The organism is Phycicoccus mangrovi (assembly GCF_018729305.1).
GTDB classification, from domain to species: Bacteria; Actinomycetota; Actinomycetes; order Actinomycetales; family Dermatophilaceae; genus Phycicoccus; species Phycicoccus jejuensis.
Genome location: NZ_JAHHWP010000011.1, coordinates 282,924 through 305,156, shown reverse-complemented (window position 1 = coordinate 305,156; position 22,233 = coordinate 282,924). Strand labels below are relative to the sequence as shown.

Sequence of the window (22,233 nt, the reverse complement as noted above, 5' to 3'; positions counted from 1 at the left end):
GACGCTCAGACGTCCGGGTCGACCTCCGGGTCGAGCTCGTGCGCCGGGACGCCGAGCAGGGCGGCGACCTGCTCGGTGACGACCTCTCGCACGATGTCGGCGAGGTCGAGGTCGTCGTGGGCGCGGGCCTCGACGGGGCGCCGGTAGACGACGACGCGGTCGGTGCGCGCGGCGGTGGCCCGCAGCAGCCGACCGAGCGGGGCGACCTGCTCGTCCCACGGTGCGGGGTCGGTCGGGGGGACCTCCTGCACCGCGAACTCCGTTCCCGCGTACCGGTTCCCCAGATGGGGTCGCAGCCGGTCCGCGGCGTCGAGGACGAGGTCGTCGAAGCGCTCGCGGCGGCTGGCCATCACGGGGACGGTCGGCCAGGCGAGGGGGCCTCGAGGTCCCCTCCCGTGGCGGTCGCGGCGGCGTGGGCTCACGGCGTCGATGCTACGGCGTGCCTCCGCGGGCGGGTGGCAGCCCCGGTTAGAGTCTCGGTGTGAACCTGTCGCGGAAGTGCACGAAGACCGGCTGTCGCCAGCCGGCGGTCGCGACGCTCACCTACGCCTACTCCGACCGTGCCGCGGTCCTCGGCCCGCTCGCCACCTACGCCGAGCCGCACACCTACGACCTGTGCGCCGAGCACGCGACCCGCCTCACCGCCCCGCGGGGCTGGGAGGTGCTGCGCCTGGCGACGGAGTACCCCGACCCCGAGCCGTCGTCGGACGACCTGCTCGCCCTCGCCGACGCGGTGCGCGAGGCCGGTCGCGCGCGGCCCGCCGCGACTCCCACGGCGCCGGACGCCCCGGTCGCCGGCGAGGTGGCCCGTCGCGGTCACCTGCGCATGCTCCGGGGCAACGCGGAAGCCTGAGCGCGCTCCGGCGTGCCGGAGCGCGCCGCGTCCTCACCCGGCCGGTCCGATCTCCTCGGCCGTTCGGCCCCTCCCGTGCCGGGAGCCGTTCCGGTCGCCGCCCGGCGCGCCTAGCGTCGGCAGCGCCCACACCGCTCGCAGGGAAAGGGGCCCTCTGTGGCACGCCCGCGCCTCCGCCTCGCTCGAGGCTGCCCCGGACCGGGCCCCGACGCCCGGGACGAGCGCGGTGCGGTGGCCCTCGAGGCCGCCATCGTCTTCCTCTTCCTCTTCGCCATCCTCGCCGGGGTCATCGACCTCTCGATGTACTTCAAGGACAGCTACTCCGTCTCGACGGCGGCCCGCGCCGGGGCACGGATGGCGTCCGCCGACCCCCTCGCCTCCCCCTTCACCCGGGCCGCCGCCACCCAGGCCGCCTCGGGTCTGACCGACCTGCGCTGGCAGGACGTCAAGGAGATCTGGGTCTACAAGGCCAACGTCGGCACGACGTCCGCGCTGTCGGTCCCGTCCACGTGCGCCGTCAACTGCGTCAAGTTCACCCTCACGGCCCCCGGCACCCCGAGTGCCGGGACGGGCACCTGGCCGACGCGCAACGCGTGCACCGGCTCGCTCATCGCCGTCGACAGCGTCGGCGTGCGGGTCGTCTACCAGCACAAGGCCGCGGTGATGTTCACCAACAACGCCCTCATCACCGAGGACGTCGTCATGCGCCTGGAGCAGATCCCGTCGACGCAGCCCTGCATCGGGACGGGGGCGTGACCCGCCGGCGGCCGCGCAGGGAGCGCGGCGCGGTGGCGGTCGAGGCGGCCCTCGTCCTGCCGATGTTCCTCCTGCTCGTGGTCGGCATCATCGAGTTCGGGATGTTCTTCAAGGACTACCTGTCCGTCGCCGACGCCGTGCGTGCCGGGGTGCGTACCGCCTCGGCCGAGCCGCGGATCAGCACCTACGCGCAGGACGCCGCCGACAGCGTCGCCACCGAGGGCACCGCGTTCAACCGCGGCCAGGTCCAGGAGCTGTGGGTCTACAAGGCCAACCTCACCGACCAGTACCCCACGGGGACGAGCAGCTTCGCCAGCTGCACGACCTGCGTGAAGTTCTCGTGGAACGGCACCCGCTTCGCCCCGACGTACTCGAACTGGAAGGCCATCGACCAGAAGGCCTGCTCGTACAGCCCGCCCGACCGCATCGGGGTCTACCTCAAGACGCGGCACAACGCGTTCACGAAGTTCGTCTTCAGCTCGATCACCATCCAGGAGTCGGCCGTGCTGCGCTTCGAGCCCATGCCCCAGACGCAGGGGTGCGCGTGATGTCCCGGCCGCTGCTCCGTCAGCGCGACGAGCGGGGCTACGTCGCCGTGGTCTCCGGGCTGCTGCTCATGGTCCTGCTCGGGTTCTCGGCGTTCGCCGTCGACGTCGGGCACTGGTACCTCGAGGGCCAGCGCGCCCAGCGGGCCGCCGACGCCGCGGCGCTCGCGGGCGTCACGAAGCTGCCGGACGACCGGTTCGGCGCCTACGCGGAGGCCCAGCGCTACGCCGCCACGAACGGCTTCACCAACGGTGCGAACCAGGCCGTCGTCGCGCCCTCGCTGGCCGGTGGCTCGACGCGCCTGCGGGTCGACGTCGACTCGACCGTCACGAACTTCTTCGGCGGGTTCCTCGGGCTGGGGACGACGAAGGTCTCGCGCCACGCGACCGCCGAGTTCGCCGGGCCGGTGCCGCTCGGCAGCCCCTGCAACCACTTCGGGGACGACCCGGAGATCGGCTCGACCGGCAGCAGCAACTGCAACGGCACAGGGGCCTTCTGGGCCAACGTCGGCACCATCCCCGCCAACAAACAGAGCGGCGACGCCTTCCAGAACGACTACTGCACGTCCGCGACCTCGGACGGGTGCACCAACGGCGACAACGCCGACTACGAGCAGAACGGGCACGTCTTCACCGTCACCGTCCGCCAGCCGGTCACCAACCTGACGATCGAGGCGTTCGACCCGGCCTTCGTCGCCGTCGGCGACTACTGCGACCTGTCGTCGGCGAAGCTGCCGCAGGCCGCGGCCCTGGCGCCGGCGGACACCTACGTCAGCAACCCCGCGCAGCGGTACGCGAAGGGCAACACCTCCCCCTGGTGCACCGGTGACCAGCCGTTCACCACCGGGGCCAAGCCCAGGACCGAGTTCGTCGTCAAGGGGCCCGCCGGCAACCCCTGGGAGCCGACGGCCTGGCCGACCCTCAACACCTCGACCTGCAAGCCGCGCACCTTCGGGGGCTACAACGAGGACCTCTCCCTGGCCCTGAAGAAGAACTCGGCGCAGAACCTCGCCAGCCCGGAGATCGCGGAGACCTTCCGCCGGTGGGTCACGATCTGCACCATCCCGGGGAACGTCGCGCCCGGCACGTACTCGATCCAGGTGCACACCAACGGGCTCGGCGCCGACAACCAGAGCGGCCACAACCGGTTCTCCCTGCGGGCCTACGGCGCCGGGAGCTCCGACAAGGACAGGATCGCCGTCGCCGGCTACTCGCAGATGGTCCTCTACGCCAACATCCCGAGCGTCACCACGAAGTTCTTCCTCGCCCGCGTGCCGAGCAACTCGAGCGGGCAGTTCTTCAACGTCAACCTCTTCGACATCGGCGACGGCGCCGTACCCCCGAGCACCGTCAAGGTCGTGCCGCCGACCGAGACCGGTAGCACCTTCAGCGGCTGCAGGGGCAAGGGCATCACCAACGGCAACCTCGTCGACTGCACCATCGCGGTGAGCAGCATCTACAACGGGCGGTGGCAGACGATCACCGTCCCGATCCCGTCGACCTACTCGTGCAACGACTCCTCGCCGAGCGGGTGCTGGGTGCGCCTCGAGTTCGACTACGGAGCCGGTTCGCAGCCCGCCGACACGACGTCGTGGAGCGCGTCCCTCGACGGCGACCCCATCCGCCTCGTCGAGTGACACCGGCCCCGGCCACCCGGAGGGGAGCGCTCGCGTAGGCTCGGGCGCCGTGACCACGCGATCCCTGAGCGACCTCGTCAAGGCCTACGACGTGCGCGGAACCGTCCCCGACCAGCTCGACCCGGAGGTCGCGCGCGCCCTCGGGGCCGCCTTCGCCGAGGTCGTCCTCGCCGCGGACGACGCGCCGGCCTGCGTCGTCGGTCACGACATGCGCGACAGCGGCCCCGCGCTCGTCACCGCCTTCGCCGAGGGAGTCCGCAGCCGGGGGCGCGACGTCGTCCTCATCGGGCTCTGCAGCACCGACGGCCTCTACTACGCGAGCGGGGCTCTCGACCGGCCGGGGGCCATGTTCACCGCCAGCCACAACCCGGCGCGCTACAACGGCATCAAGCTGTGCCGCAGCGGTGCTCGTCCCGTCGGGCAGGACTCCGGGCTCGCCGACGTCCGGGTGCTGGCCGAGCGCATCCTCGCCGGGGAGGTCGCGGACCCCGACGGGCCGCAGGGCACGCTGACCGAGCGCGACGTCCTCGCCGACTACGCCGGCTTCCTGCGCGGGCTCGTCGACCTCTCGGGCATCCGGCCGCTGAGCGTCGTCGTCGACGCCGGCAACGGGATGGGCGGGTTCACCGTGCCCGCCGTGCTGGGCACGCAGGCGGGCCTCCCGGCCCTGCCGGTCGAGGTCGAGCCGCTGTACTTCGAGCTCGACGGGACCTTCCCGAACCACGAGGCGAACCCCCTCGAGCCCGAGAACCTGCGCGACCTGCAGGCCGCCGTCGTGGCGCACGGCGCCGACCTCGGGCTCGCGTTCGACGGCGACGCCGACCGCTGCTTCGTCGTCGACGAGCGAGGAGAGCCGGTGAGCCCCAGCGCGATCACCGCCCTCATCGCCCGCCGCGAGGTGGCCCGCGCCGTCGCCGAGGGTGCCGACGCGGCCGACGTCGCGGTCGTGCACAACGTCATCACCTCGGCCCAGGTGCCCGAGGTCATCGCGGCCACCGGGGCCCGGGCCGTCCGCACCCGCGTCGGCCACTCGTTCATCAAGGCCGAGATGGCGCGGCACGGTGCCGTCTTCGGCGGCGAGCACAGCGCCCACTACTACTTCCGCGACTTCTGGTTCGCCGACACCGGGATGCTGGCCGCGATGCACACGCTGGCAGCCCTGGGGGAGCAGGACCAGCCGCTCAGCGTGCTCATGGCCGACCTGTCGCGCTACAGCGCGTCGGGAGAGGTCAACTCGACCGTCGACGATGCCGCGGCGGCCACCGAGCGGGTGCTCGCGTGGGGCGAGGCCGAGGGCGTCGAGGTCGACCGGCTCGACGGGCTGACGCTGACCCATCGCGGGGGCGACGCCGACCCGATGTGGTGGCTCAACCTCCGGGCGTCGAACACCGAGCCGCTGCTGCGGCTCAACGTCGAGGCGGCGGACCCCACGACGATGGCGCGGGTCCGGGACGCCGTGCTCGCGGTGGTCCGCGCCGGCTGACGGTGCGGGGCCGGCGCGACCGGCTCAGGCGGGGCCGGGGCTGCTCCGGCGGCGCGCCACGACCCGGGCCTGCGTGGCCCGCCTGATGGCCTGCTCCTCGAGCCGCAGCGCCTCGCCGGCCCCGACCCGGTCCCCGGTGCCGTCGAGCACCTCGGCGAGCACCTGGTAGGCGAACGCCACGCTGAGCGGTCGCTCGAGCGCCGTGAACTCCTCGACGACGGTGCGCAGGTCGGACTCCGCGCCGGCGAGGTCGCCGAGGGCGAGGCGTGCCCGGGCCCGGGTGCGGCGCGAGCGCGCTGCGAGGAAGGCGTCGTGCGAGGTCAGCGCCCGGTCCAGCGCGGTCTGCGCGTCGTCGAGCGCCTCCTGCGGGCGGCCGCTCGCGAGCGCCACCTCGGCGCGGGCGTCGAGCGCGTACGAGTACATGTGGACGGCCTCGATGCTCGCGAGCAGGTCGAGCGCCTCGTCGATGAGGAGCACCGCGGGGCCGAGCTCCCCGGTGCGCCGGTGGACCCGGGAGAGCTCGAGCGTCGCGAGCGCGTAGGCGACGGTGCGCGGCGAGCCCTCGAGGACCCGGCGGGCCCGGGTGAACTCGCGGGCGGCGGGGCCGAGCTCGTCGTAGTCGTTGTGCAGCGTCCCGCGGACGACGGCGGCCCAGCCCGCCAGCGTCGGGTCGCCGCCGCGACCGATCGAGGTCTCGGCGGCGTGGACGGCCCGCTCCGCGTCGGCCCGGTGCCCGAGGGAGACCGAGGCGAGCGCGGCGACGAGCGAGGCGGCCGCGGCCGCGTCGTGCTCCCCGAGCAGGTGCAGGCGCCGGCGGGCGGCCTCCGCGAGGTCCCGCGCCTGCGTCGAGGCCGACCACCGGTCCTGGAGCAGCCAGGCGCGGCAGAGGAGCAGGTGGGCGACCCCGAGGCGGCTGTCGTCGTCGGCCCCGACGAGCGCGCCGCGGACCTCGCGGTCGGCCTCGAACCACGCGTGGAGGTCGCTGGAGGCGTCCGTCCCCAGCGCGGTCTGGACGAGGAGGCGCCAGGCGAGGTCCGGCCGGACGGGCGCGAGGCGTCGCGAGAGCGCGACGAACAGCGGTGTCTCGGTGCGGAAGAAGCGGCGTGAGCGGCGGCGGACGACCGGCGCGGGGGAGGGCGGGGCGACCGCGGCGGGCAGCCGAGGCACCGGGAGCAGGCGGTAGGGGCGGTCGGTGAGGAAGGCGTCGGCCCGGGCCGCCGCCGCCCAGCCCAGCAGCTCGACCTCGGACGGGCTCGGCCCGGGGCCGCCCGGGCGCTCGCCCCGGGTCGCGTGGCGCACGTGGGCGCGGACGAGGTCGTGGAGCCGGTACTGGGTGTCGTGGTCCTGCCGGACGACGGGCTCGACGAGGCTCGCCTCCACGAGCGCGTCGAGGGCCGCCTCGCCGGCGGCCGGGTCGTCGAGCAGGCCGCCGACGACCCATCCGCTGAACGCGTCGACGGGCAGGTGGGCGAGCGCCTCGAGCGCCGAGCGCGACGCCGGCAGCAGGCCTCCGACCAGCCCCTCGAGGCTCTCGTGGACGACGGCGAGGTCGTGCGTCAACGACGCGGTCCCGCGCAGCCGGGCCGCCAGGTCGTCCAGGCCGAGGTCGGGCCGCTGCGCGAGCCGGCCGGCCGCGAGCCGGAGGGCGAGGGGGAGCCCCCCGGTCAGCCGGATGACCTCGTCGGTCGCCTCGGGTGCCTCCTCCGTCCGGCGCGTGCCGACCAGCTCCTCGAGCAGGCGGTGCGAGGCGGTGGGGTCGAGGCTGCCGAGCCGGACGTGGTGCCCGGCCACGAGCCCCGGCAGGGGGCGGCGCGAGGTGACCACCGCCATCGAGCCGGCGCCCGCCGGCAGCAGGTCCGCCAGCCGTGCGGCGTCGTCATCCGCGGCGACGTTGTCGAGCACGAGGAGGACCCGCCGGGCGTCGAGCAGCGACCGGAGCAGGCCGACCTGCGCCCGGGTCGAGGACGGGACGGCCTCCGGGTGCATCCCGAGCAGGGGCAGGAACGTCGTGACGAGGGTCCCGACGGGGGTGCCCCCGGGGAGGTTGCCGCCGTCGTGGTGGAGCGTGCCGCCGGGGAAGCGGTCGCGCAGGGCGTGGCCGGCCTCGAGGGCGAGGGTCGACTTGCCCGTCCCCGGCAGCCCGGTGACGGACACGACGACCGCCGCGTGCTCGAGGCCCTCGGCGGCGCGCAGGATCCCGTCGACCTCCCGGGCCCGGCCGACGACGACGTCGGGCCGCCGGGGGAGCGTGCGGGGGACCGGCAGGGGAGCGGCGGTCTCCGCCCCGGCCCCGCCCGTGGCGGGGTGCACGGGGGCCGCCTCCCGGCGCGACCCGGTGAGCACCGCCTGGAGCGCCCCGGCGAGGGCCTCCGAGGGCCGTACCCCGAGCTCGCGGTCGAGCCGCTCCCGGGCCGCGTGGAAGACCTGGAGGGCTCGCCGCTGCTGGCCGGTGGCGGCCAGCGCCTGGACGAGCAGCGCGGTGAAGCCCTCGTGGTACGGGTGCCGGGCGGAGAGGGCGTCGAGCTCGGCCACGAGCCCCTGGAGCACCCCGGCGCGCAGCGCGGTCGCGTGCCGCTCCTCGAGCACCGCGAGCCGCTCCTGGAGGAGCCGGCTGCGCTCGACCTCGACGGCGACCGTCGCCGGGGTCCCGAGCAGGGGGTCGTGCACGAAGATCCCCAGGGCCCGGTCGTAGTGGCGCAGCGCCGTCAGGGGATCGGTGTCGCGAACCCGGCGCGCGGCCGCGAGCCGCTCGCCCCAGACGGCGAGGTCACGCTCGACGCGGTCGGCCAGCCGGTAGCCCCGGCCGTCGGTGACGAGGACCTCGAGACCCTCGGCCTTGCGCCGGATCCCCGAGACGAGCGCCTGGACCCGGTTGCGGGCCGACGCCGGCGGCTCGCCGTCCCACAGCCACTCGCCGAGGGAGTCGACGCCGACGTGGTCGTGGAGGGCGGCGAGGGCGAGCAGGCCGGCCTCGAGCTCGGTGAGGCGCAGCGGGCCCGACGGCCCCGTGAGGCGCAGCCGCCCGAGGATCTCCAGGTACACGTCGCCTCCTCCCCGCGCGTCGTCTCCGCGTCGTCCTCGACCCTAGAGACCGTTCCCGCAGGTCACAACAGCGGACACGCCGTGGGACGGCCGCTCGCCCGTGCCCCGCGGCGCACCGCGGCCGGGCGGGGCGCGGGCCCGGTGTGGGAGGATCGGCGACGACGTCCAGACACCCCCGGAGAGGACCCCATGAGCGAGCCGGCCGCCACCAGCGCCCACCTCGAGCCCTGGCTGCGCGAGATCCTCCGCTGCCCGGCCTGCCGGGGCGAGCTGCGCGACGACACCGGCCCCGCCGGCCCCGAGCTCGTCTGCACGAACGGCGCCTGCGGTCTCGCCTACCGCATCGACGAGGGCGTCCCGGTGCTCCTCGTCGACGAGGCCCGGCACCCGGCCTGAGGCACGCCGTCATGGGCTGGCTCGACGAGGCACGGCTCGACGACGTCGAGGCGCTCGCGGCGCTCGACTCGCGGGACACGCTGCGCTCGCTCGCCCAGGCCGGAGCCCAGGTGCGGCGGTCCCTCGTGTCCGCCGAGGAGGCGGGCATCGCGCGCGTCGCCGGCGGCGAGCGACCCCGCTCGGTGCTCGTCGCCGCGCTCGGCGGCTCGGCCGTGGTCGGCGAGGTGCTCGACTGCCTGGCCGACCCCGGCTCGCCCGTCCCCGTGATGGTGCGTGGCGACGGACCGCTGCCGGGCTGGGTCGGGCCCCTCGACCTCGTCGTCGCCGTCTCGCAGTCCGGGCGCGCGAGGGGGCCGTTGGCGCTCGCCGCCGAGGCCGGTCGCCGGGGTGCCTCGCTGCTCACCGTCGGCGCGGCGGGGTCGCCCCTCGCCGACGTCACCGCCCGGGCCCGCGGGGTCCACGTCGACGTCGCGCTGCCCGCGCCGTCGTCGCGCACGGCGCTGTGGTCGCTGCTCGCGCCCGTCCTCGTCGCCGCCGACCGGCTCGGGCTCACCGACGCCCCGGAGGACGCGCTGCAGCGGGTCGCACGGGTGCTCGACGAGGTGGCCGAGGAGTGCCGGCCCTCGTCCGACGCCTTCGTCAACCCGGCCAAGGTGCTCGCGACCTCGCTCGACGGCACCGTGCCGGTGGTCCTCGGCGACGGGGCCCTCACCGGGGTCGCCGCCTCCCGCGCCGCGCAGATGCTGTCGCGCACGGCGCGCGTCCCGGCGACGCACGGCCGCCTCCCCGACGCCGCGAGCGCGGCGGTCGCCACCCTCGACGGTCCCTTCGCGGCCGGCCTCGGGGCGCGCGACGGCGAGGGAGCGGGCGGCGGGCGCGACATCTTCGCCGACCCCTACCTCGACGGGCCCGCCCTGCCGCGGCTCGGCCTGCTCGTCCTGCGTGACCCCATGCCGTCCGCCGGCGCGGCGGGCCTGGCCGACGCGGTCGCGGCGTCCGCGGAGGACGCCGGGGCCGTGGTCCTGCAGCAGGAGGCGCGGGCCGGTCATCCCCTCGAGCGGCTGGCCTCGCTCGTCGCGCTCACCGACTTCGCGGCCACCTACCTCGCGCTCGGGCTGGGCTTCGACCCGTCGGTGTCGCGGCACGTCACCGACCTGCGCGACCGGACGTCCTGAGGGCCGTCAGTCCCGGGGACGGGTGAGGGCGAGCCGCTGCGCCCCGGGCAGCGCGAGCAGGTCCACGCCGGTGACGAGCAGCTTGCCGCCGCGGGTCCCGCTGCCGATGACGACCTCACCGGCCTCGACGACCGCGTCGTCGACGAGCACCGGCCACCCGTCCGGCAGGCCGACCGGCGTGATCCCGCCGAACTCCATGCCCGTCAGGCCCACGGCGTCCTCCTGCGGCGCGAACGAGATCTTCCGGGCGTCGAGGTGACGGCGGACGACGCCGTTGACGTCGGCGCGGTCCGTCGCGAGCACCATCACCGCCGCGTGGCGGGTCTCACCGCCACGGCGGGCCGCGACGACGACGCAGTTGGCGCTCGCGGCGAGCGCGACGTCGTAGGCGTCGCAGAACGCCGCGGTGTCGGCGAGGTCGGCGTCGATGGCCGCGGCGAGGGCGCCGTCGATGCTCGCGACCGCCGCCGCGACCGGTGGCGCGAGCAGCTCCGGGTGGTCGGCGGCGGGCCGCCAGTCGAGGGTTCCACGTGCGCTGGGCATGCGACGACCGTACGACCCGTCGGTCCCTAGGATCGGCCCATGAGCGAGACGAAGAGCGGGGAGTCCTCCGGAGGGTCGTCCGGCGAGAGCTCGGCGGCGGTGCTCGCGGCGCTGCTCGCCAACCTCGGGGTCGCGGTGACCAAGTTCGTCGCCTTCCTCCTGACCGGCTTCTCATCCATGCTCGCCGAGTCCATCCACTCGGTGGCCGACACCGGCAACCAGGTGCTGCTGCTCGTCGGCAGCAAGCGTGCCGGTCGCGCCCCGGACCAGGAGCACCCCTTCGGCTTCGGGCAGCAGCGCTACGTGTACTCGTTCCTCGTCGCGATCATGCTCTTCGTCCTCGGTGGGCTGTTCGCGCTCTACGAGGCCTACGAGAAGATCCGCGAGTCGCTCGGGGAGGAGGACTACGACCCGTTCGAGTCCCGGTGGTGGTGGGTCCCGCTGGCCGTGCTCGTGGCGGCGATGGTCATGGAGGGGCTGAGCTTCCGGACCGCGATCCGCGAGTCGAACAAGGTCCGCCGGGGCCGCGGCTGGGTCCGGTTCATCCGCACGACGAAGTCGCCCGAGCTGCCCGTCGTGCTCCTCGAGGACTTCGGCGCGCTCATCGGCCTCGGGTTCGCGATGGCCGGCGTCGGGCTGACGCTCGTGACCGCCAACCCGGTCTGGGACGGCATCGGGTCGGGCGCCATCGGCGTCCTCCTCGTCGTCTTCGCGGCCGTGCTCGCGGTCGAGATGGGCTCGCTGCTCGTCGGCGAGGCCGCGTCGCCGCGGGCGCGCGAGCGCATCATCGCGGCGCTGGAGTCCCCGGAGGCCGTCGACCGGGTCATCAACAGCCGCACCCTGCACCTGGGACCGGACCAGGTGCTCGTCGCGGCCAAGCTCGCCGTCGGCGAGACCGACAGCGCGGCCGAGGTCATCGCGGCGATCAACGAGGCGGAGCGGGCCGCGCGCGAGAGCGTGCCCGAGGTGCGTCTCGTCCTCTACCTGGAGCCGGACGTCGACACCGCCCCCGGCAGCCCGAGCGTCGACGGCCCCGGAGAGGTCTCGGCCGACCCGCGGGAGTCCGTCGTGGAGGACGCCTCGCGCGGCTGAGTCCCGAGCCGTCCCCGACCGCGCCCGCCGGTCCTCCCCGACAGCGACGACCGCGCACGTGCGGGCTCTCCGTGCCGGCCGCTCCGGAGGTCGGTCGCGTCGAAGGCCGGGGCGACGGCTGGGAGGGCGCACACCCGCTGCGGTATCCTGAGAGGCGCCGCACCGGCCCGGGTGATGACCCTCGCAACGCGCGGCCCAGATGGGCGATGCCGGTCAACCGAATCGCAACGACCTCCTGAGGAGCTCACGCATGCCCGTTGACCACAAGGTCCGCGACCTCTCGCTCGCCGAGTCCGGTCGCCACCAGATCCGCCTCGCCGAGCACGAGATGCCCGGCCTGATGTCCCTGCGCGCCGAGTTCGGCGACAGCCAGCCGCTCAAGGGCGCCCGCATCGCCGGCTCGCTGCACATGACCGTGCAGACCGCGGTGCTCATCGAGACGCTCACCGCGCTCGGTGCCGAGGTCCGCTGGGCCTCCTGCAACATCTACTCGACCCAGGACGAGGCCGCCGCGGCCATCGTCGTCGGCCCGCACGGCACCCCCGAGGACCCCCAGGGCGTCCCGGTCTTCGCCTGGAAGGGCGAGACGCTCGAGGAGTACTGGGACTGCACCGAGCAGATCCTCACCTGGCCGGGCGGCCAGGGCGCCAACATGATCCTCGACGACGGCGGCGACGCCACGATGCTCGTCCACAAGGGCAAGGAGTGGGAGACCGCCGGCCAGGTGCCCCCCACGACCGAGGAGGACACCGAGGAGTTCGGCGTCTTCAAGGCGCTCGTGCGCCGCACGATGGGCCAGGACCCGCAGAAGTGGACGAAGGTCGCCGCCGAGATCAAGGGCGTCACCGAGGAGACCACGACCGGCGTCCACCGCCTCTACCAGCTGGCCGAGGCCGGCGAGCTGCTCTTCCCGGCGATCAACGTCAACGACTCGGTCACCAAGAGCAAGTTCGACAACAAGTACGGCTGCCGCCACTCGCTCATCGACGGCCTCAACCGCGCCACCGACGTCCTCATCGGCGGCAAGGTCGCCGTCGTCGCCGGCTACGGCGACGTGGGCAAGGGCTGCGCCGAGTCCCTCCGCGGCCAGGGCGCGCGCGTCATCGTCACCGAGATCGACCCGATCTGCGCGCTGCAGGCCGCGATGGACGGCTACCAGGTCGCGAAGCTCGAGAGCGTCGTCGACCAGGCCGACATCGTCGTCACCTCGACCGGCTGCTTCAACGTCGTCACCGCCGAGCACATGCAGCAGATGAAGAACAAGGCGATCCTCGCCAACATCGGCCACTTCGACAACGAGATCGACATGGCCGGCCTCGCGAAGGTCCCGGGCGTGCAGAAGCAGGAGATCAAGCCGCAGGTCCACGAGTGGACGTTCGACGACGGCGACTCGATCATCGTCCTGTCCGAGGGCCGCCTCATGAACCTCGGCAACGCGACCGGCCACCCGAGCTTCGTCATGTCGAACTCGTTCTCGAACCAGACCATCGCCCAGATCGAGCTGTTCGGCAAGACCGACGAGTACTACGACGAGGACGGCAAGCCGGAGGTCAAGACCCTCCCGAAGCACCTCGACGAGAAGGTCGCCGAGCTGCACCTCGAGGCGCTCGGGGTCGAGCTCACCGAGCTGACCAAGGAGCAGGCCGAGTACCTCGGCGTCGACGTCGCCGGCCCGTACAAGCCGGAGCACTACCGCTACTGACCGTACGCCGCACCGCCTCCCTCAGGGCGCCGCCGGGACCTCCCGGCGGCGCCCTCGGTCGTCCGCCCGGCGCGGGGTCGTCCGAACGTCCAGATGTGTCGCCCGCGGGCGACCGCCGGTGAGAGGCCCTCGTACGGTCGGACCCACGAGATCGGTGCGGTGCTGGGTGGAGGTGGCGAGGTGTCGGTGGACGAGGCCGGCGGGCGAGGTGCGGTGGACGTCCGCACGCGTGCCGGTGGGCTGTCCGTCGTCGTCCCCTGCTACCGGTCGCAGGACACCGTGGGAGACCTCGTCCGGTCCCTCGTGCCCGTGCTCGCCGACCTGACGCCGCACCACGAGGTGATCCTCGTCGTCGACGGCTCGCCCGACGACACCGCCGCCGCGGCGCGCCGTGCCGCCGCGGAGCACCCGGGGCACGCGGTCCGGGTGGTCGAGCTGCGCCGCAACTACGGCCAGCACAACGCGCTGCTCGCCGGTGTCGCGCGCGCCCGGTACGCGGTCACCGTGACGATGGACGACGACCTCCAGCACCGTCCCGACCAGCTGTCCGCCCTCCTCGCCCCTCTCGCCGACGCCCGGACCGACCTCGTCTACGGGGTCCCGGTGGGCGAGGAGCACGGAGCCGCGCGCTCGCTCGCCTCCCGCCTCGTCAAGTCGGCGCTCGCCGTCGCCGGTGTCCCCAACGCCCGTGACGTCAGTGCCTTCCGGGCCTTCCGCACCGACCTGCGCGAGGCCTTCGGCCACGTCACCGACCCGTTCGTCTCGCTCGACGTCGTGCTCTCCTGGGCGACGACGGCGGTCCGCCGCGTCCCCGTCCGGATGGACCACCGGCTGGTCGGTGCCTCGAACTACACCGTGCGCGGTCTGCTCGCGCACGCCGCGAACATGGTCACGGGCTACAGCGTCCTGCCGCTGCGTCTCGTGACGGTGCTCGGCCTCGCCGTGTCCGTCCTCGGCGCCGCGGCGTTGGTCGCGGTGCTCGGGATGTACTGGACCGGCCGGATCCGGGTGGCCGGCTTCACGACGGTCGTCGCGATGCTCGGCATCCTCTCGGGGGCGCTCATGCTCTCCCTCGGCATCGTCGGCGAGTACCTCGGACGCCTCCACGTCCGGTCGATGCAGCGTCCCGCCTACGTCGTGCGCCCCGAGCCGATGCCCTCGCTCGGCGAGCTCGAGCGCCCGACCGAGCCCACCGTCGTCGAGCTCCGGGAGACGGCGTGACGCCGCGGGCGCTGCCCGCCCTCGCCGGCCGCGGCGCCGTGCTGCCGGTCTCGGCCCCGGTGGCCCCGGTGCGGTTCACCGCGCCGTACCGGACCGGGCGCGAGGCCGAGCTGCTGGCCGAGGTGCTCGCCTCACCGATGTGGCACGGCGACGGGGTGTTCACCCGGGCCGCCGAGGAGCTGCTGCGCGGACGGGTCGGGGGCGGCTCGGTCCACCTCACCCCGTCGTGCACGCACGCGCTGGAGCTCGCGGCGGTCCTGCTGGACCTCGGGCCGGGTGACGAGGTCGTCTGCCCGAGCTTCACCTTCACGTCGACCGCGACGGCCATCGCCATCCGGGGTGCCACTCCGGTCTTCGTCGACGTCCGCCCCGACACCCTCAACCTCGACGTGGACGCGGTGGAGGCAGCGCTCACGGCCCGCACCCGCGCCGTCTTCGTCGTGCACTACGGCGGCGTGGCGGCCGACGTGGACCGGCTCCGGGCGCTGTGCGACACGCGCGGTCTCGCGCTCGTCGAGGACAACGCCCACGGCCTCGGCGGCGCTTGGCAGGGGCGCCCGCTCGGTTCCTTCGGCACCTTCGCCACGCAGAGCTTCCACGACACCAAGAACGTCACGAGCGGCGAGGGCGGCGCCCTGGTCGTCAACGACCCCGTGTTCCGTGCGCGGGCGGAGGTGGTCCGGGAGAAGGGCACCGACCGCTCCCGGTTCCTCCGCGGGGAGGTCGACCGGTACACCTGGCAGGACCAGGGGTCCTCGTACCTGCCGAGCGAGCTCCAGGCGGCCGTGCTCGTCGCCCAGCTCGAGGCGTTCGACGAGATCCAGGCCCGGCGTCACCGGGTGTGGGGCCGCTACGCCGCCGAGCTCGCGCCGTGGGCCGACGAGCACGGCGTCCGGCAGATGCTCGTGCCCGACGGCGCGTCGCACCCGGCGCACCTCTACCACCTGGTCCTGCCCTCGCCCGCCGACCAGGCAGGCCTCATCCGACACCTCGGGCGTCGCGAGGTGTCGGCCGTCTTCCACTACCAGCCGCTGGACTCCTCACCGGCCGGACGACGTCTCGGCCGCACGCCGTCGCCCTGCACGGTGACGGCGGACGTCGCGGCGCGCCTCGTGCGACTCCCGCTGCACGCCGGTCTCACGGAGACGGACGTCGACCGGGTGGTGGACGCGGTGCTCGCGTACCGTCCGACGGCATGAGCTGGGACGACCTCCAGGGTGAAGGGGTCGTCGCCGCGCGGAGCGAGGTCGACACCGCGCGGTTCGGTGTCGTCGTGGCCCGGGTCCGGGTGGGGAGTGGCACGACCGACGAGCAGGCCGCGCGTCGGGTCGCCGACGAGATGGAGCGGATCGCCCCGACGGTGGCCGTCACGCGCTGGCCGGCCGAGCGCATCGGACTGGCGACCGAGATGCGACGCCGGGGCCTGCAGGTGCAGCCCGCCGACACCCTCGTGTACTGGGCCGCCGACGCGGACGGCCCGGCGACCCCGTCGGCGGACGGCCCGGTCCGGCTGGGCACCTCGCCGGACCTCGAGGCCGAGGTGCTCGACCTCGTCGCCTCCGTCTTCGCCGGGTACCCGACGCACTACCTCGCGAGCCCCGTCTTCACGCCGGCGCTGGTGACGGAGGGCTACGTCGACTGGGCCCGGCGAACGGTGCGGGAGGATCCCGACGCGGTGCTCGTCCAGCTCGTCGAGGGCCACGCGGCGGCGCTCGCCACCACCGCGCGCGTCGACGCGGGGCGAGCCACCGAGGTGCTGCTCGCCGGCACCCGCCGCGACCACCGGCGTCGCGGCGTCTACTGCGCCCTGCTCTCCGGCGTGCTGGCCACGGCCTCCACCGAGGGGGTCGAGAGGGTCCTCATCTCGACCCAGGCCTCGAACGTCGCCGCCCAGAGGGCGTGGTGCGCCCTCGGGCTCCGGCCCGTGGCGGCCTGGACCACCGTGCACCTGTCCCGTGCCTGAGCCCGTGGTCACGTCTCGCGGGACGGGGCGCGCCCGGGGTCCTCTCGTGCTGTCCGTAGCGCTGCTCGCCCCGCTCGGCCTGCTCCTCCTGGCGTGGTCGTGGAGGGGTCTGGACCCGATCGACGAGAGCTACGTCCTGCGGCTCGTCCGCCACCCCGAGGCGAGCCTGGCGGCCGGTGAGGTCTACCTCTTCCCGTTCGTCCTCCACCCCCTGCTCGAGCTGTGCGGCAACGACGTCGGCCTCTTCCGGCTCGTCGGGAACCTGCTGGTCGCCGGCATCGCCGTCGGCCTCGTCCTGGAGGCGGCGCCGCTCGTCGCCGAGCGGCGGTCACGGCTGGCCGTGTGCGCGGCAGCCGTCACCACCGCGGTGGCAGCCCAGCTCGTCTTCCTCCTCGAGGTGCGGGTCCTCAGCTACCGGTCCCTGGCGTTCGCGGGGCTGCTGGTGCTCGCCTGGGGCGTCGCGCGGGTCCAGCGCGGCCGCCCCGGAGGGGGCGGGGCGCTCGTGGGGCTCGGGACCTGGACGGTCTTCGTCGCCAAGCCCACGTCGGCCGTCGCGGCAGCCGTGGTGCTCCTCGTGCTCCTGGCGTGGGTCCGCCCACCCGGCCGGACTCTGGTGACGGCGACGGCTGCCCTGGTCTCCTCGGCCGCGCTGACCCTCGCCGTCGCGGGCCTCGGTCCGGTCGGTGCGGTGAGGTACCTCGCGGGCGGTCTGGACGTCGTCTCGCGGCTCGGCGCCTACCCCGGCCTGGCCGGCATGCTGGGGATCTCCCCGGTGCACCCCGTCTTCTTCCTGCTGACGCTCCCGCCCATCGTCGTCCTCGCGGCCTGGGTCGTGGCGCGGCGCCGGGTGACGGACGTCGCGGCCCTCGACCTGGCGACCAGCGCGGTCCTCGTGACGACGGCCGTCTGCCTGGCCGCGGTCGCGGTCGTGCTGCTCTCCCCGGCGACGCTGGGGTACGGCGGGTTCTCCCTCGGCGTCGTCGTCCTCGGCGCGGCGCTGGGTGCCGTGCGGTTGGTCCCCGAGCCACGACGCAGCGCGGCTCGACCGGTGCTCGTGCTCCTCGGTCTCGTCCCCTACCTCTACGCCGTCGGCTCGAACCGGGACCTCGTGACGACGACGGGCCAGACGAGCGCGGCCTGGGTGGCCCTCGTCGGTCTCGCAGCCGTGGCGACGGTGCCGACCGGGAGGCAGCCCGGGCCGCCGTGCGGCGACGACGTCGCCCGCGGTCGGATCCACGCCGGCCCACCGGCTGCTCCCGTGCTGCTCCTCACCTCGGCAGCCTGCGTCGTCGTCATGGCCGCCACGCTGCTCTGGGACGGTCCGGCGGGGCCGGGCATCGCTCGAGCGACCGAGCCGGTCCGCGTGCTGGGGGGATCCCTCCTCGTCCCGGCGGACCAGGCCGCCGTCCTCGGCCGGCTCCGCGATCTCTCCCGGAGGGACGGCGTCCTCGACGACACCCCGGTCGTCGACCTCACCGGGAGCGGTGCCGCCTACGCGCTCGCCCTGGGCGGGCGCCCGCTCGGTCGGGCGCACTTCTACACGGCGTGGAGCGGCGGGGTGGACTCGGCGAGGACGGCGCTCGCACGGGTGCCGTGCGACGACCGGGCCCGTGCGTGGCTCGTCGTCCCGGCCGGCGACCCGCCGCCGCTGGCGGCCGCCTGGACCGACGACTGGTCGGCGACCCGGCGTGGCTACGGCACCGCGGACACCTTCACCGGCTACGCCCGCGGCGCCGGCCGGCGCTTCGCGATCCTGCGACCGGGGCCTGCGGTGGCGGGCCTCCTCGGGTGTTCCCGGACCCCGCCGGTCACCGGGGCGCGCGCTGCGGGACCCACCGGGCGTCCTGCGTCGACGCCGCCCGGTGACGCCCCCTGAGCGGGCCGACCGTCGGAGGGCCCCGACGCACGGTCCGGCGCGGCGCACGCCCGGGACGGAGCGCGACCGCGAGGCACGCCTCACCCGCCGCGGTTGGCGTTCGTGGAGTCCTGGATGTCGAGCAGCATCGCGAACAGCAGCATGTGGATGCCCGAGAGCAGCGGGGCGACGCAGAGCACGACGGAGCCGGCGGAGGCGACCGGCGGCCCGAGGGTGTGGACGAGCACCCAGACGCCCACCAGCAGACCGAAACCCGTGAGCGCCAGCCCTGCGAACAGCAGGAGCGCGACGGCCGAGAAGGACTGGAGCACGTACTTCCACCAGATGCGCGTCCAGAAACCGCGGACCAGCCGGGCCGCGATGCGGGGGCCGACGGTCGCGAGGTTCATCCCGGAGACCTCGGTGCCGTAGCGCGCCGGGACGGCGACGTCGACCGCACGGACGTGCGCGATGTTCAGCTGGATGAGGAGGTCGTTCTCGAAGTCGTAGCGCTTGGCGACGAGGTCGAAGGGCACGAGCCGCAACGCGTCGCGGTGGATCGCGGTGTAGCCGTTCTGAGGGTCGAAGAGGTTCCAGTAGCCGGAGGCGGCCTTCGTGAGGAACGAGAGGGCGATGTTGCCGAGCACGCGCATCCGCGGCATCCCCGCGAAGCTGCCCCGGCCGTAGAAGCGGTTGGCCTTGGTGAACTGGGCCCGGCCGCTCGCGATGGGCTCGAGGAGCGCCGGCAGGTGGTCGGGGTCCATCTGGCCGTCGCCGGCCATGACGACGCTGACGTCGGCGCCGAGCTCGAGGGCGCGGCGGTGGCCGGTGAGGACGGCGCCGCCCACGCCCTGGTTCTCGGGGAGGCGGATCACCTCGGTGCGGGCGTCGGCCGCGGCCAGAGCCTTCTCGCCCGTGGCGTCCGGGCTGCAGTCGTCGACGACGAGGACGTGGTCGACGAGGTCCGGCATCGTCGCGATGGTGGAGGCGATGTGCGCCTCCTCCTTGTAGGCGGGGACGACGACGGCGACGCGAAGCCCCTCGTACACGGTTCCCTCCTGGTGGGCGCGACGGCGTGACGGCCCCTGCGCAGCGAAGATATCCGAGCCTCGCCGCCGGCGCCGGTCCGGCGGATCGGCCGTTCGGGCCTTTCGCCCCGCGGCCGACGCGACCGTCGGCGACCCCTCGCGTATCGTCCACGGACGGGTCCGCCCGGGCCCCCGGCGCGTCGGTCGACCGTCGGCGAGCCGTGGAGGCGAGATGACCGTGACCGTCCACCCGGGCGCCGACGTCGCCGCGGACGCCGAGCTCGGCGAGGGGACCGTCGTGTGGCACCTCGCGCAGGTGCGCGAGGGGGCACGGCTCGGCCGGGAGTGCGTCGTCGGTCGCGGCGCCTACGTGGGCACCGGTGTCCGGGTGGGGGACCGGTGCAAGATCCAGAACCACGCGCTCGTCTACGAGCCGGCCGTCCTCGGTGACGGGGTGTTCGTCGGTCCCGCCGCCGTCCTCACCAACGACCGGCACCCGCGCGCGGTGCGGCCCGACGGCGGGCTGAAGGCGGCCGCCGACTGGGACGCGGTCGGGGTGGTCTGCGCCGAGGGGGCGTCGGTCGGGGCGGGCGCCGTGTGCGTCGCCCCCGTCCGGGTGGGCCGCTGGGCCCTCGTGGCCGCCGGGTCGGTCGTGACGCGCGACGTCCCCGACCACGCGCTGGTCGCCGGCTCGCCGGCCCGCCGCATCGGCTGGGTCGGACGCGCGGGCGTGCCGCTCGAGGAGCGGGACGGGGCGTGGTGGTGCCCGAGCACCGGCGCGCGCCACGTCGTGGACGGCGAGGTCCTGCGCGAGGAGGAGCCGGCGTGACCGACGTCGTCCCGCACGCCCGCCCGATCATCGGCGAGGCCGAGGAGGCCGCCGTGCTCCGCGTCCTGCGCTCCGGCCGGCTCGCGCAGGGCGAGGAGGTCGAGGCCTTCGAGACCGAGTTCTCCGCGCACTTCGGCCTCGACCGCGCCTGCGTGGCCGTCAGCTCCGGCACGGCCGGCCTGCACCTCTCGATGCTCGCGCTCGGCATCGGCCCGGGCGACGAGGTCGTCGTGCCCTCCTTCACCTTCGCCGCGACGGCCAACGCCGTCGCCCTCACCGGCGCCACCCCGGTGTTCGCCGACGTCGACGACACGTTCTGCCTCGACCCCGACGCCGTCGAGGCCGTCGTCGGGCCGCGGACCGTGGCGGTCGTCCCCGTGCACCTCTACGGACAGCCCGCGGCGATGGACCGGCTCCTGCCGCTCGCCCGCCGGCACGGCCTCGCCGTCGTCGAGGACGCCGCCCAGGCGCACGGCGCCTCCCTCGACGGGGTGCCGGTGGGTGCGTTCGGGGACCTCGGCGTCTTCTCGCTCTACCCCACGAAGAACATGACGGCCGGCGAGGGCGGGATGGTCACCGTGGCCGCCGCCTCCCACGAGCGGCTCCTGCGCCTGCTGCGCAACCAGGGGATGCTCGAGCGGTACCGCAACGAGGTCGTGGGCCTCAACACGCGGATGACCGACCTCCACGCCGCGATCGGCCGGGTCCAGCTGACCCGCGTCGACGCCTGGACGCGGCGCCGGCAGGACGTCGCGCGACGCTACGACGCCGAGCTGCGCGGGGTCACCGTGCCCGTGGTCCGTCCCGGCGCGAGGCACGTCTACCACCAGTACACCGTCCGGGTCGCCGAGGACCGCGACGGGTTCGCCGCGGCCCTCCTGCGGGAGCACGGGATCAGCAGCGGGGTGTTCTATCCCGTTCCCGTGCACCGGCTCCCGTCGTTCGACCGTGTGCTCGACCTCCCCGCGACGGAGAGAGCGGCCCGTGAGTGCCTGTCGCTGCCCGTCCACCCGGCGCTCTCCGACGACGTCGTCGACCGCGTCGTCGAGGCCGTCGCCCGCGTCGCGGGGGCGGGCTCGTGACGGCGACGCTGCGGGCCGGCCTCGTCGGCCTCGGGATGATGGGCCGCCACCACGCGCGCGTCCTCGACGCGCTGCCGGGCGTCGAGCTCGTCGCGCTCGCCGACCCCGGCGGTGACCCCCACGGCGTCGCGGGCGGCCGGCCCGTCGGCCGCGACGTGCAGCACGTGCTCGACATCGGGGTGGACTGCTGTGTCGTCTCGGTGCCGACGGCGCACCACGAGCCGGTCGCCGTGGCGCTCGCGGAGGCGGGGGTCGCGACCCTCGTCGAGAAGCCCCTGGCGCTCGACGTCGCCGCCGCCGAACGCGTCGTCGAGGCCTTCCGCTCGCGCGGGGTGCTCGGCGCCGTGGGGCACGTGGAGCGCTACAACCCGGCGCTGCAGCAGGCCAGGCGCCGGCTCGAGCACGGCCAGCTCGGGGAGCTCTACCAGGTGGCCACGCGTCGACAGGGGCCCTTCCCCCGGCGGATCGGCGACGTCGGGGTCGTCATGGACCTCGGGACGCACGACATCGACATCACGGAGTGGGTCACCCAGCAGCCCCTCGTGTCGGTCTCGGCGCGCACGACCCACCGCTCCGGGCGCGCGCACGAGGACCTCGTCGCGGTCGTCGGGCAGCTCGCCGACGGCGGCATCACCAACCACCTCGTCAACTGGCTCTCACCCTTCAAGGAGCGGCTCGTCGTCCTCACGGGCACCGAGGGTTCCTTCGTCGTCGACACCCTCGCCGCGGACCTCACGTTCCACGCCAACGGCCCCGGTGAGCTTCCCTGGGACGCCATCGCGCAGTTCCGGGGGGTGAGCGAGGGGGACGTCGTGCGCTACTCGTTCGCCAAGCCAGAGCCCCTCCGCACGGAGCTCGAGGCGTTCCGGGACGCGGTCCTCGGGGTCGGCAGCGACGTCGTGACGCTCGAGAGCGCCCTGCGGACCATCCGCGTCGCCGCCGCCTGCCTCGACTCCGCCCGGACCGGGACGACGGTCGGGGTCTGATGCCCGCCGCGGGCACGGAGCCGCCTTCGCACCGGGAGGACCCGC

At 74.7% G+C, this 22,233-nt stretch carries 20 protein-coding genes; 16 read left to right on the top strand and 4 right to left on the bottom strand.

Annotation, left to right across the window (positions count from 1 at the left end; all coding sequences use genetic code 11):
• Positions 1 to 5 precede the first annotated feature (5 nt).
• The gene (locus KMZ30_RS10145) at positions 6 to 422 is read right to left on the bottom strand and encodes a metallopeptidase family protein (protein ID WP_308284319.1); all 417 of its coding nucleotides are present in this window, start codon (positions 420 to 422) and stop codon (positions 6 to 8) included.
• Between the two features lie 59 nt (positions 423 to 481).
• On the opposite strand from KMZ30_RS10145, the gene KMZ30_RS10140 reads away from it, so the two are divergent.
• From KMZ30_RS10140 to KMZ30_RS10120, 5 genes are all read left to right on the top strand, one after another.
• Positions 482 to 853, top strand: coding sequence for a DUF3499 domain-containing protein (locus KMZ30_RS10140; RefSeq protein ID WP_215512806.1), 372 nt, complete (start codon positions 482 to 484; stop codon positions 851 to 853).
• Positions 854 to 1,009: 156 nt separating this feature from the next.
• Positions 1,010 to 1,609, top strand: a complete 600-nt coding sequence (locus KMZ30_RS10135) for a TadE/TadG family type IV pilus assembly protein (RefSeq protein WP_215512805.1) — start codon at positions 1,010 to 1,012, stop codon at positions 1,607 to 1,609.
• Positions 1,606 to 2,157, top strand: coding sequence for a TadE family protein (locus KMZ30_RS10130; protein WP_308279726.1), 552 nt, complete (start codon positions 1,606 to 1,608; stop codon positions 2,155 to 2,157). Before KMZ30_RS10135 ends, KMZ30_RS10130 begins: the two co-directional genes overlap by 4 nt.
• A complete protein-coding gene (locus KMZ30_RS10125; RefSeq protein ID WP_215520009.1) occupies positions 2,157 to 3,791 on the top strand; it encodes a pilus assembly protein TadG-related protein in 1,635 nt (544 codons plus the stop codon). Before KMZ30_RS10130 ends, KMZ30_RS10125 begins: the two co-directional genes overlap by 1 nt.
• A 49-nt stretch (positions 3,792 to 3,840) precedes the next feature.
• Positions 3,841 to 5,274 carry a phosphomannomutase/phosphoglucomutase gene (locus KMZ30_RS10120; protein ID WP_215512803.1) on the top strand — a complete coding sequence of 478 codons (1,434 nt, stop codon included), beginning with the start codon at positions 3,841 to 3,843 and terminating at the stop codon, positions 5,272 to 5,274.
• 24 nt (positions 5,275 to 5,298) lie between these two features.
• Here KMZ30_RS10120 and KMZ30_RS10115 read toward each other — a convergent pair whose 3' ends face one another.
• Complete coding sequence (locus KMZ30_RS10115) at positions 5,299 to 8,316, bottom strand: AfsR/SARP family transcriptional regulator (protein ID WP_215512802.1); 3,018 nt, start codon at positions 8,314 to 8,316, stop codon at positions 5,299 to 5,301.
• Positions 8,317 to 8,505: 189 nt separating this feature from the next.
• Here KMZ30_RS10115 and KMZ30_RS10110 point away from each other — a divergent pair, with 189 nt between their 5' ends.
• Together KMZ30_RS10110 and KMZ30_RS10105 are read left to right on the top strand one after the other, a co-directional pair.
• Complete coding sequence (locus KMZ30_RS10110) at positions 8,506 to 8,712, top strand: Trm112 family protein (protein ID WP_215512801.1); 207 nt, start codon at positions 8,506 to 8,508, stop codon at positions 8,710 to 8,712.
• 11 nt (positions 8,713 to 8,723) lie between these two features.
• A complete protein-coding gene (locus tag KMZ30_RS10105; RefSeq protein WP_215512800.1) occupies positions 8,724 to 9,887 on the top strand; it encodes an SIS domain-containing protein in 1,164 nt (387 codons plus the stop codon).
• Positions 9,888 to 9,893: 6 nt separating this feature from the next.
• On the opposite strand, the gene KMZ30_RS10100 is transcribed toward KMZ30_RS10105, so the two are convergent.
• The gene (locus KMZ30_RS10100; protein WP_215512799.1) at positions 9,894 to 10,430 is read right to left on the bottom strand and encodes a YbaK/EbsC family protein; all 537 of its coding nucleotides are present in this window, start codon (positions 10,428 to 10,430) and stop codon (positions 9,894 to 9,896) included.
• A gap of 39 nt (positions 10,431 to 10,469) precedes the next feature.
• Between KMZ30_RS10100 and KMZ30_RS10095 the strand changes: the two genes are divergently transcribed.
• From KMZ30_RS10095 to KMZ30_RS10070, 6 genes are all read left to right on the top strand, one after another.
• Positions 10,470 to 11,522: a cation diffusion facilitator family transporter gene (locus KMZ30_RS10095; protein ID WP_215512798.1), complete on the top strand. Its 1,053-nt coding sequence runs from the start codon at positions 10,470 to 10,472 to the stop codon at positions 11,520 to 11,522.
• Between the two features lie 250 nt (positions 11,523 to 11,772).
• Positions 11,773 to 13,224, top strand: coding sequence for an adenosylhomocysteinase (ahcY, locus tag KMZ30_RS10090; RefSeq protein ID WP_215512797.1), 1,452 nt, complete (start codon positions 11,773 to 11,775; stop codon positions 13,222 to 13,224).
• 213 nt (positions 13,225 to 13,437) lie between these two features.
• Positions 13,438 to 14,445, top strand: coding sequence for a glycosyltransferase (locus KMZ30_RS10085; RefSeq protein WP_308279725.1), 1,008 nt, complete (start codon positions 13,438 to 13,440; stop codon positions 14,443 to 14,445).
• Complete coding sequence (gene rffA / locus KMZ30_RS10080; protein WP_308279724.1) at positions 14,442 to 15,644, top strand: dTDP-4-amino-4,6-dideoxygalactose transaminase; 1,203 nt, start codon at positions 14,442 to 14,444, stop codon at positions 15,642 to 15,644. The genes KMZ30_RS10085 and rffA overlap by 4 nt, the downstream gene beginning before the upstream one ends.
• On the top strand, positions 15,641 to 16,408 hold the full coding sequence (locus tag KMZ30_RS10075) for a GNAT family N-acetyltransferase (RefSeq protein WP_215512795.1): 768 nt from the start codon (positions 15,641 to 15,643) through the stop codon (positions 16,406 to 16,408). The genes rffA and KMZ30_RS10075 overlap by 4 nt, the downstream gene beginning before the upstream one ends.
• Positions 16,409 to 16,454: 46 nt before the next feature.
• Positions 16,455 to 18,284: a hypothetical protein gene (locus KMZ30_RS10070; RefSeq protein WP_215512794.1), complete on the top strand. Its 1,830-nt coding sequence runs from the start codon at positions 16,455 to 16,457 to the stop codon at positions 18,282 to 18,284.
• 80 nt (positions 18,285 to 18,364) lie between these two features.
• Here KMZ30_RS10070 and KMZ30_RS10065 read toward each other — a convergent pair whose 3' ends face one another.
• On the bottom strand, positions 18,365 to 19,312 hold the full coding sequence (locus KMZ30_RS10065) for a glycosyltransferase family 2 protein (protein WP_215512793.1): 948 nt from the start codon (positions 19,310 to 19,312) through the stop codon (positions 18,365 to 18,367).
• A 211-nt stretch (positions 19,313 to 19,523) separates the two neighbouring features.
• Here KMZ30_RS10065 and KMZ30_RS10060 point away from each other — a divergent pair, with 211 nt between their 5' ends.
• The 3 genes from KMZ30_RS10060 to KMZ30_RS10050 are packed head-to-tail and all read left to right on the top strand — an operon-like array spanning position 19,524 to position 22,188.
• Positions 19,524 to 20,120, top strand: a complete 597-nt coding sequence (locus KMZ30_RS10060; protein WP_215512792.1) for an acyltransferase — start codon at positions 19,524 to 19,526, stop codon at positions 20,118 to 20,120.
• Complete coding sequence (locus KMZ30_RS10055; RefSeq protein ID WP_215512791.1) at positions 20,117 to 21,202, top strand: DegT/DnrJ/EryC1/StrS family aminotransferase; 1,086 nt, start codon at positions 20,117 to 20,119, stop codon at positions 21,200 to 21,202. The genes KMZ30_RS10060 and KMZ30_RS10055 overlap by 4 nt, the downstream gene beginning before the upstream one ends.
• Positions 21,199 to 22,188: a Gfo/Idh/MocA family protein gene (locus KMZ30_RS10050; protein WP_215512790.1), complete on the top strand. Its 990-nt coding sequence runs from the start codon at positions 21,199 to 21,201 to the stop codon at positions 22,186 to 22,188. Before KMZ30_RS10055 ends, KMZ30_RS10050 begins: the two co-directional genes overlap by 4 nt.
• The last annotated feature ends 45 nt before the right edge of the window (positions 22,189 to 22,233 follow it).

Bases quoted from the DNA above. Each gene is read 5' to 3' on its own strand.
- KMZ30_RS10125 (WP_215520009.1), top strand. From the start codon at position 2,157: ATGTCCCGGCCGCTGCTCCGTCAGCGCGACGAGCGGGGCTACGTCGCC.
- KMZ30_RS10110 (WP_215512801.1), top strand. From the start codon at position 8,506: ATGAGCGAGCCGGCCGCCACCAGCGCCCACCTCGAGCCCTGGCTGCGC.
- KMZ30_RS10105 (WP_215512800.1), top strand. From the start codon at position 8,724: ATGGGCTGGCTCGACGAGGCACGGCTCGACGACGTCGAGGCGCTCGCG.
- KMZ30_RS10100 (WP_215512799.1), bottom strand. From the start codon at position 10,430: ATGCCCAGCGCACGTGGAACCCTCGACTGGCGGCCCGCCGCCGACCAC.
- KMZ30_RS10095 (WP_215512798.1), top strand. From the start codon at position 10,470: ATGAGCGAGACGAAGAGCGGGGAGTCCTCCGGAGGGTCGTCCGGCGAG.
- ahcY (WP_215512797.1), top strand. From the start codon at position 11,773: ATGCCCGTTGACCACAAGGTCCGCGACCTCTCGCTCGCCGAGTCCGGT.
- KMZ30_RS10075 (WP_215512795.1), top strand. From the start codon at position 15,641: ATGAGCTGGGACGACCTCCAGGGTGAAGGGGTCGTCGCCGCGCGGAGC.
- KMZ30_RS10060 (WP_215512792.1), top strand. From the start codon at position 19,524: ATGACCGTGACCGTCCACCCGGGCGCCGACGTCGCCGCGGACGCCGAG.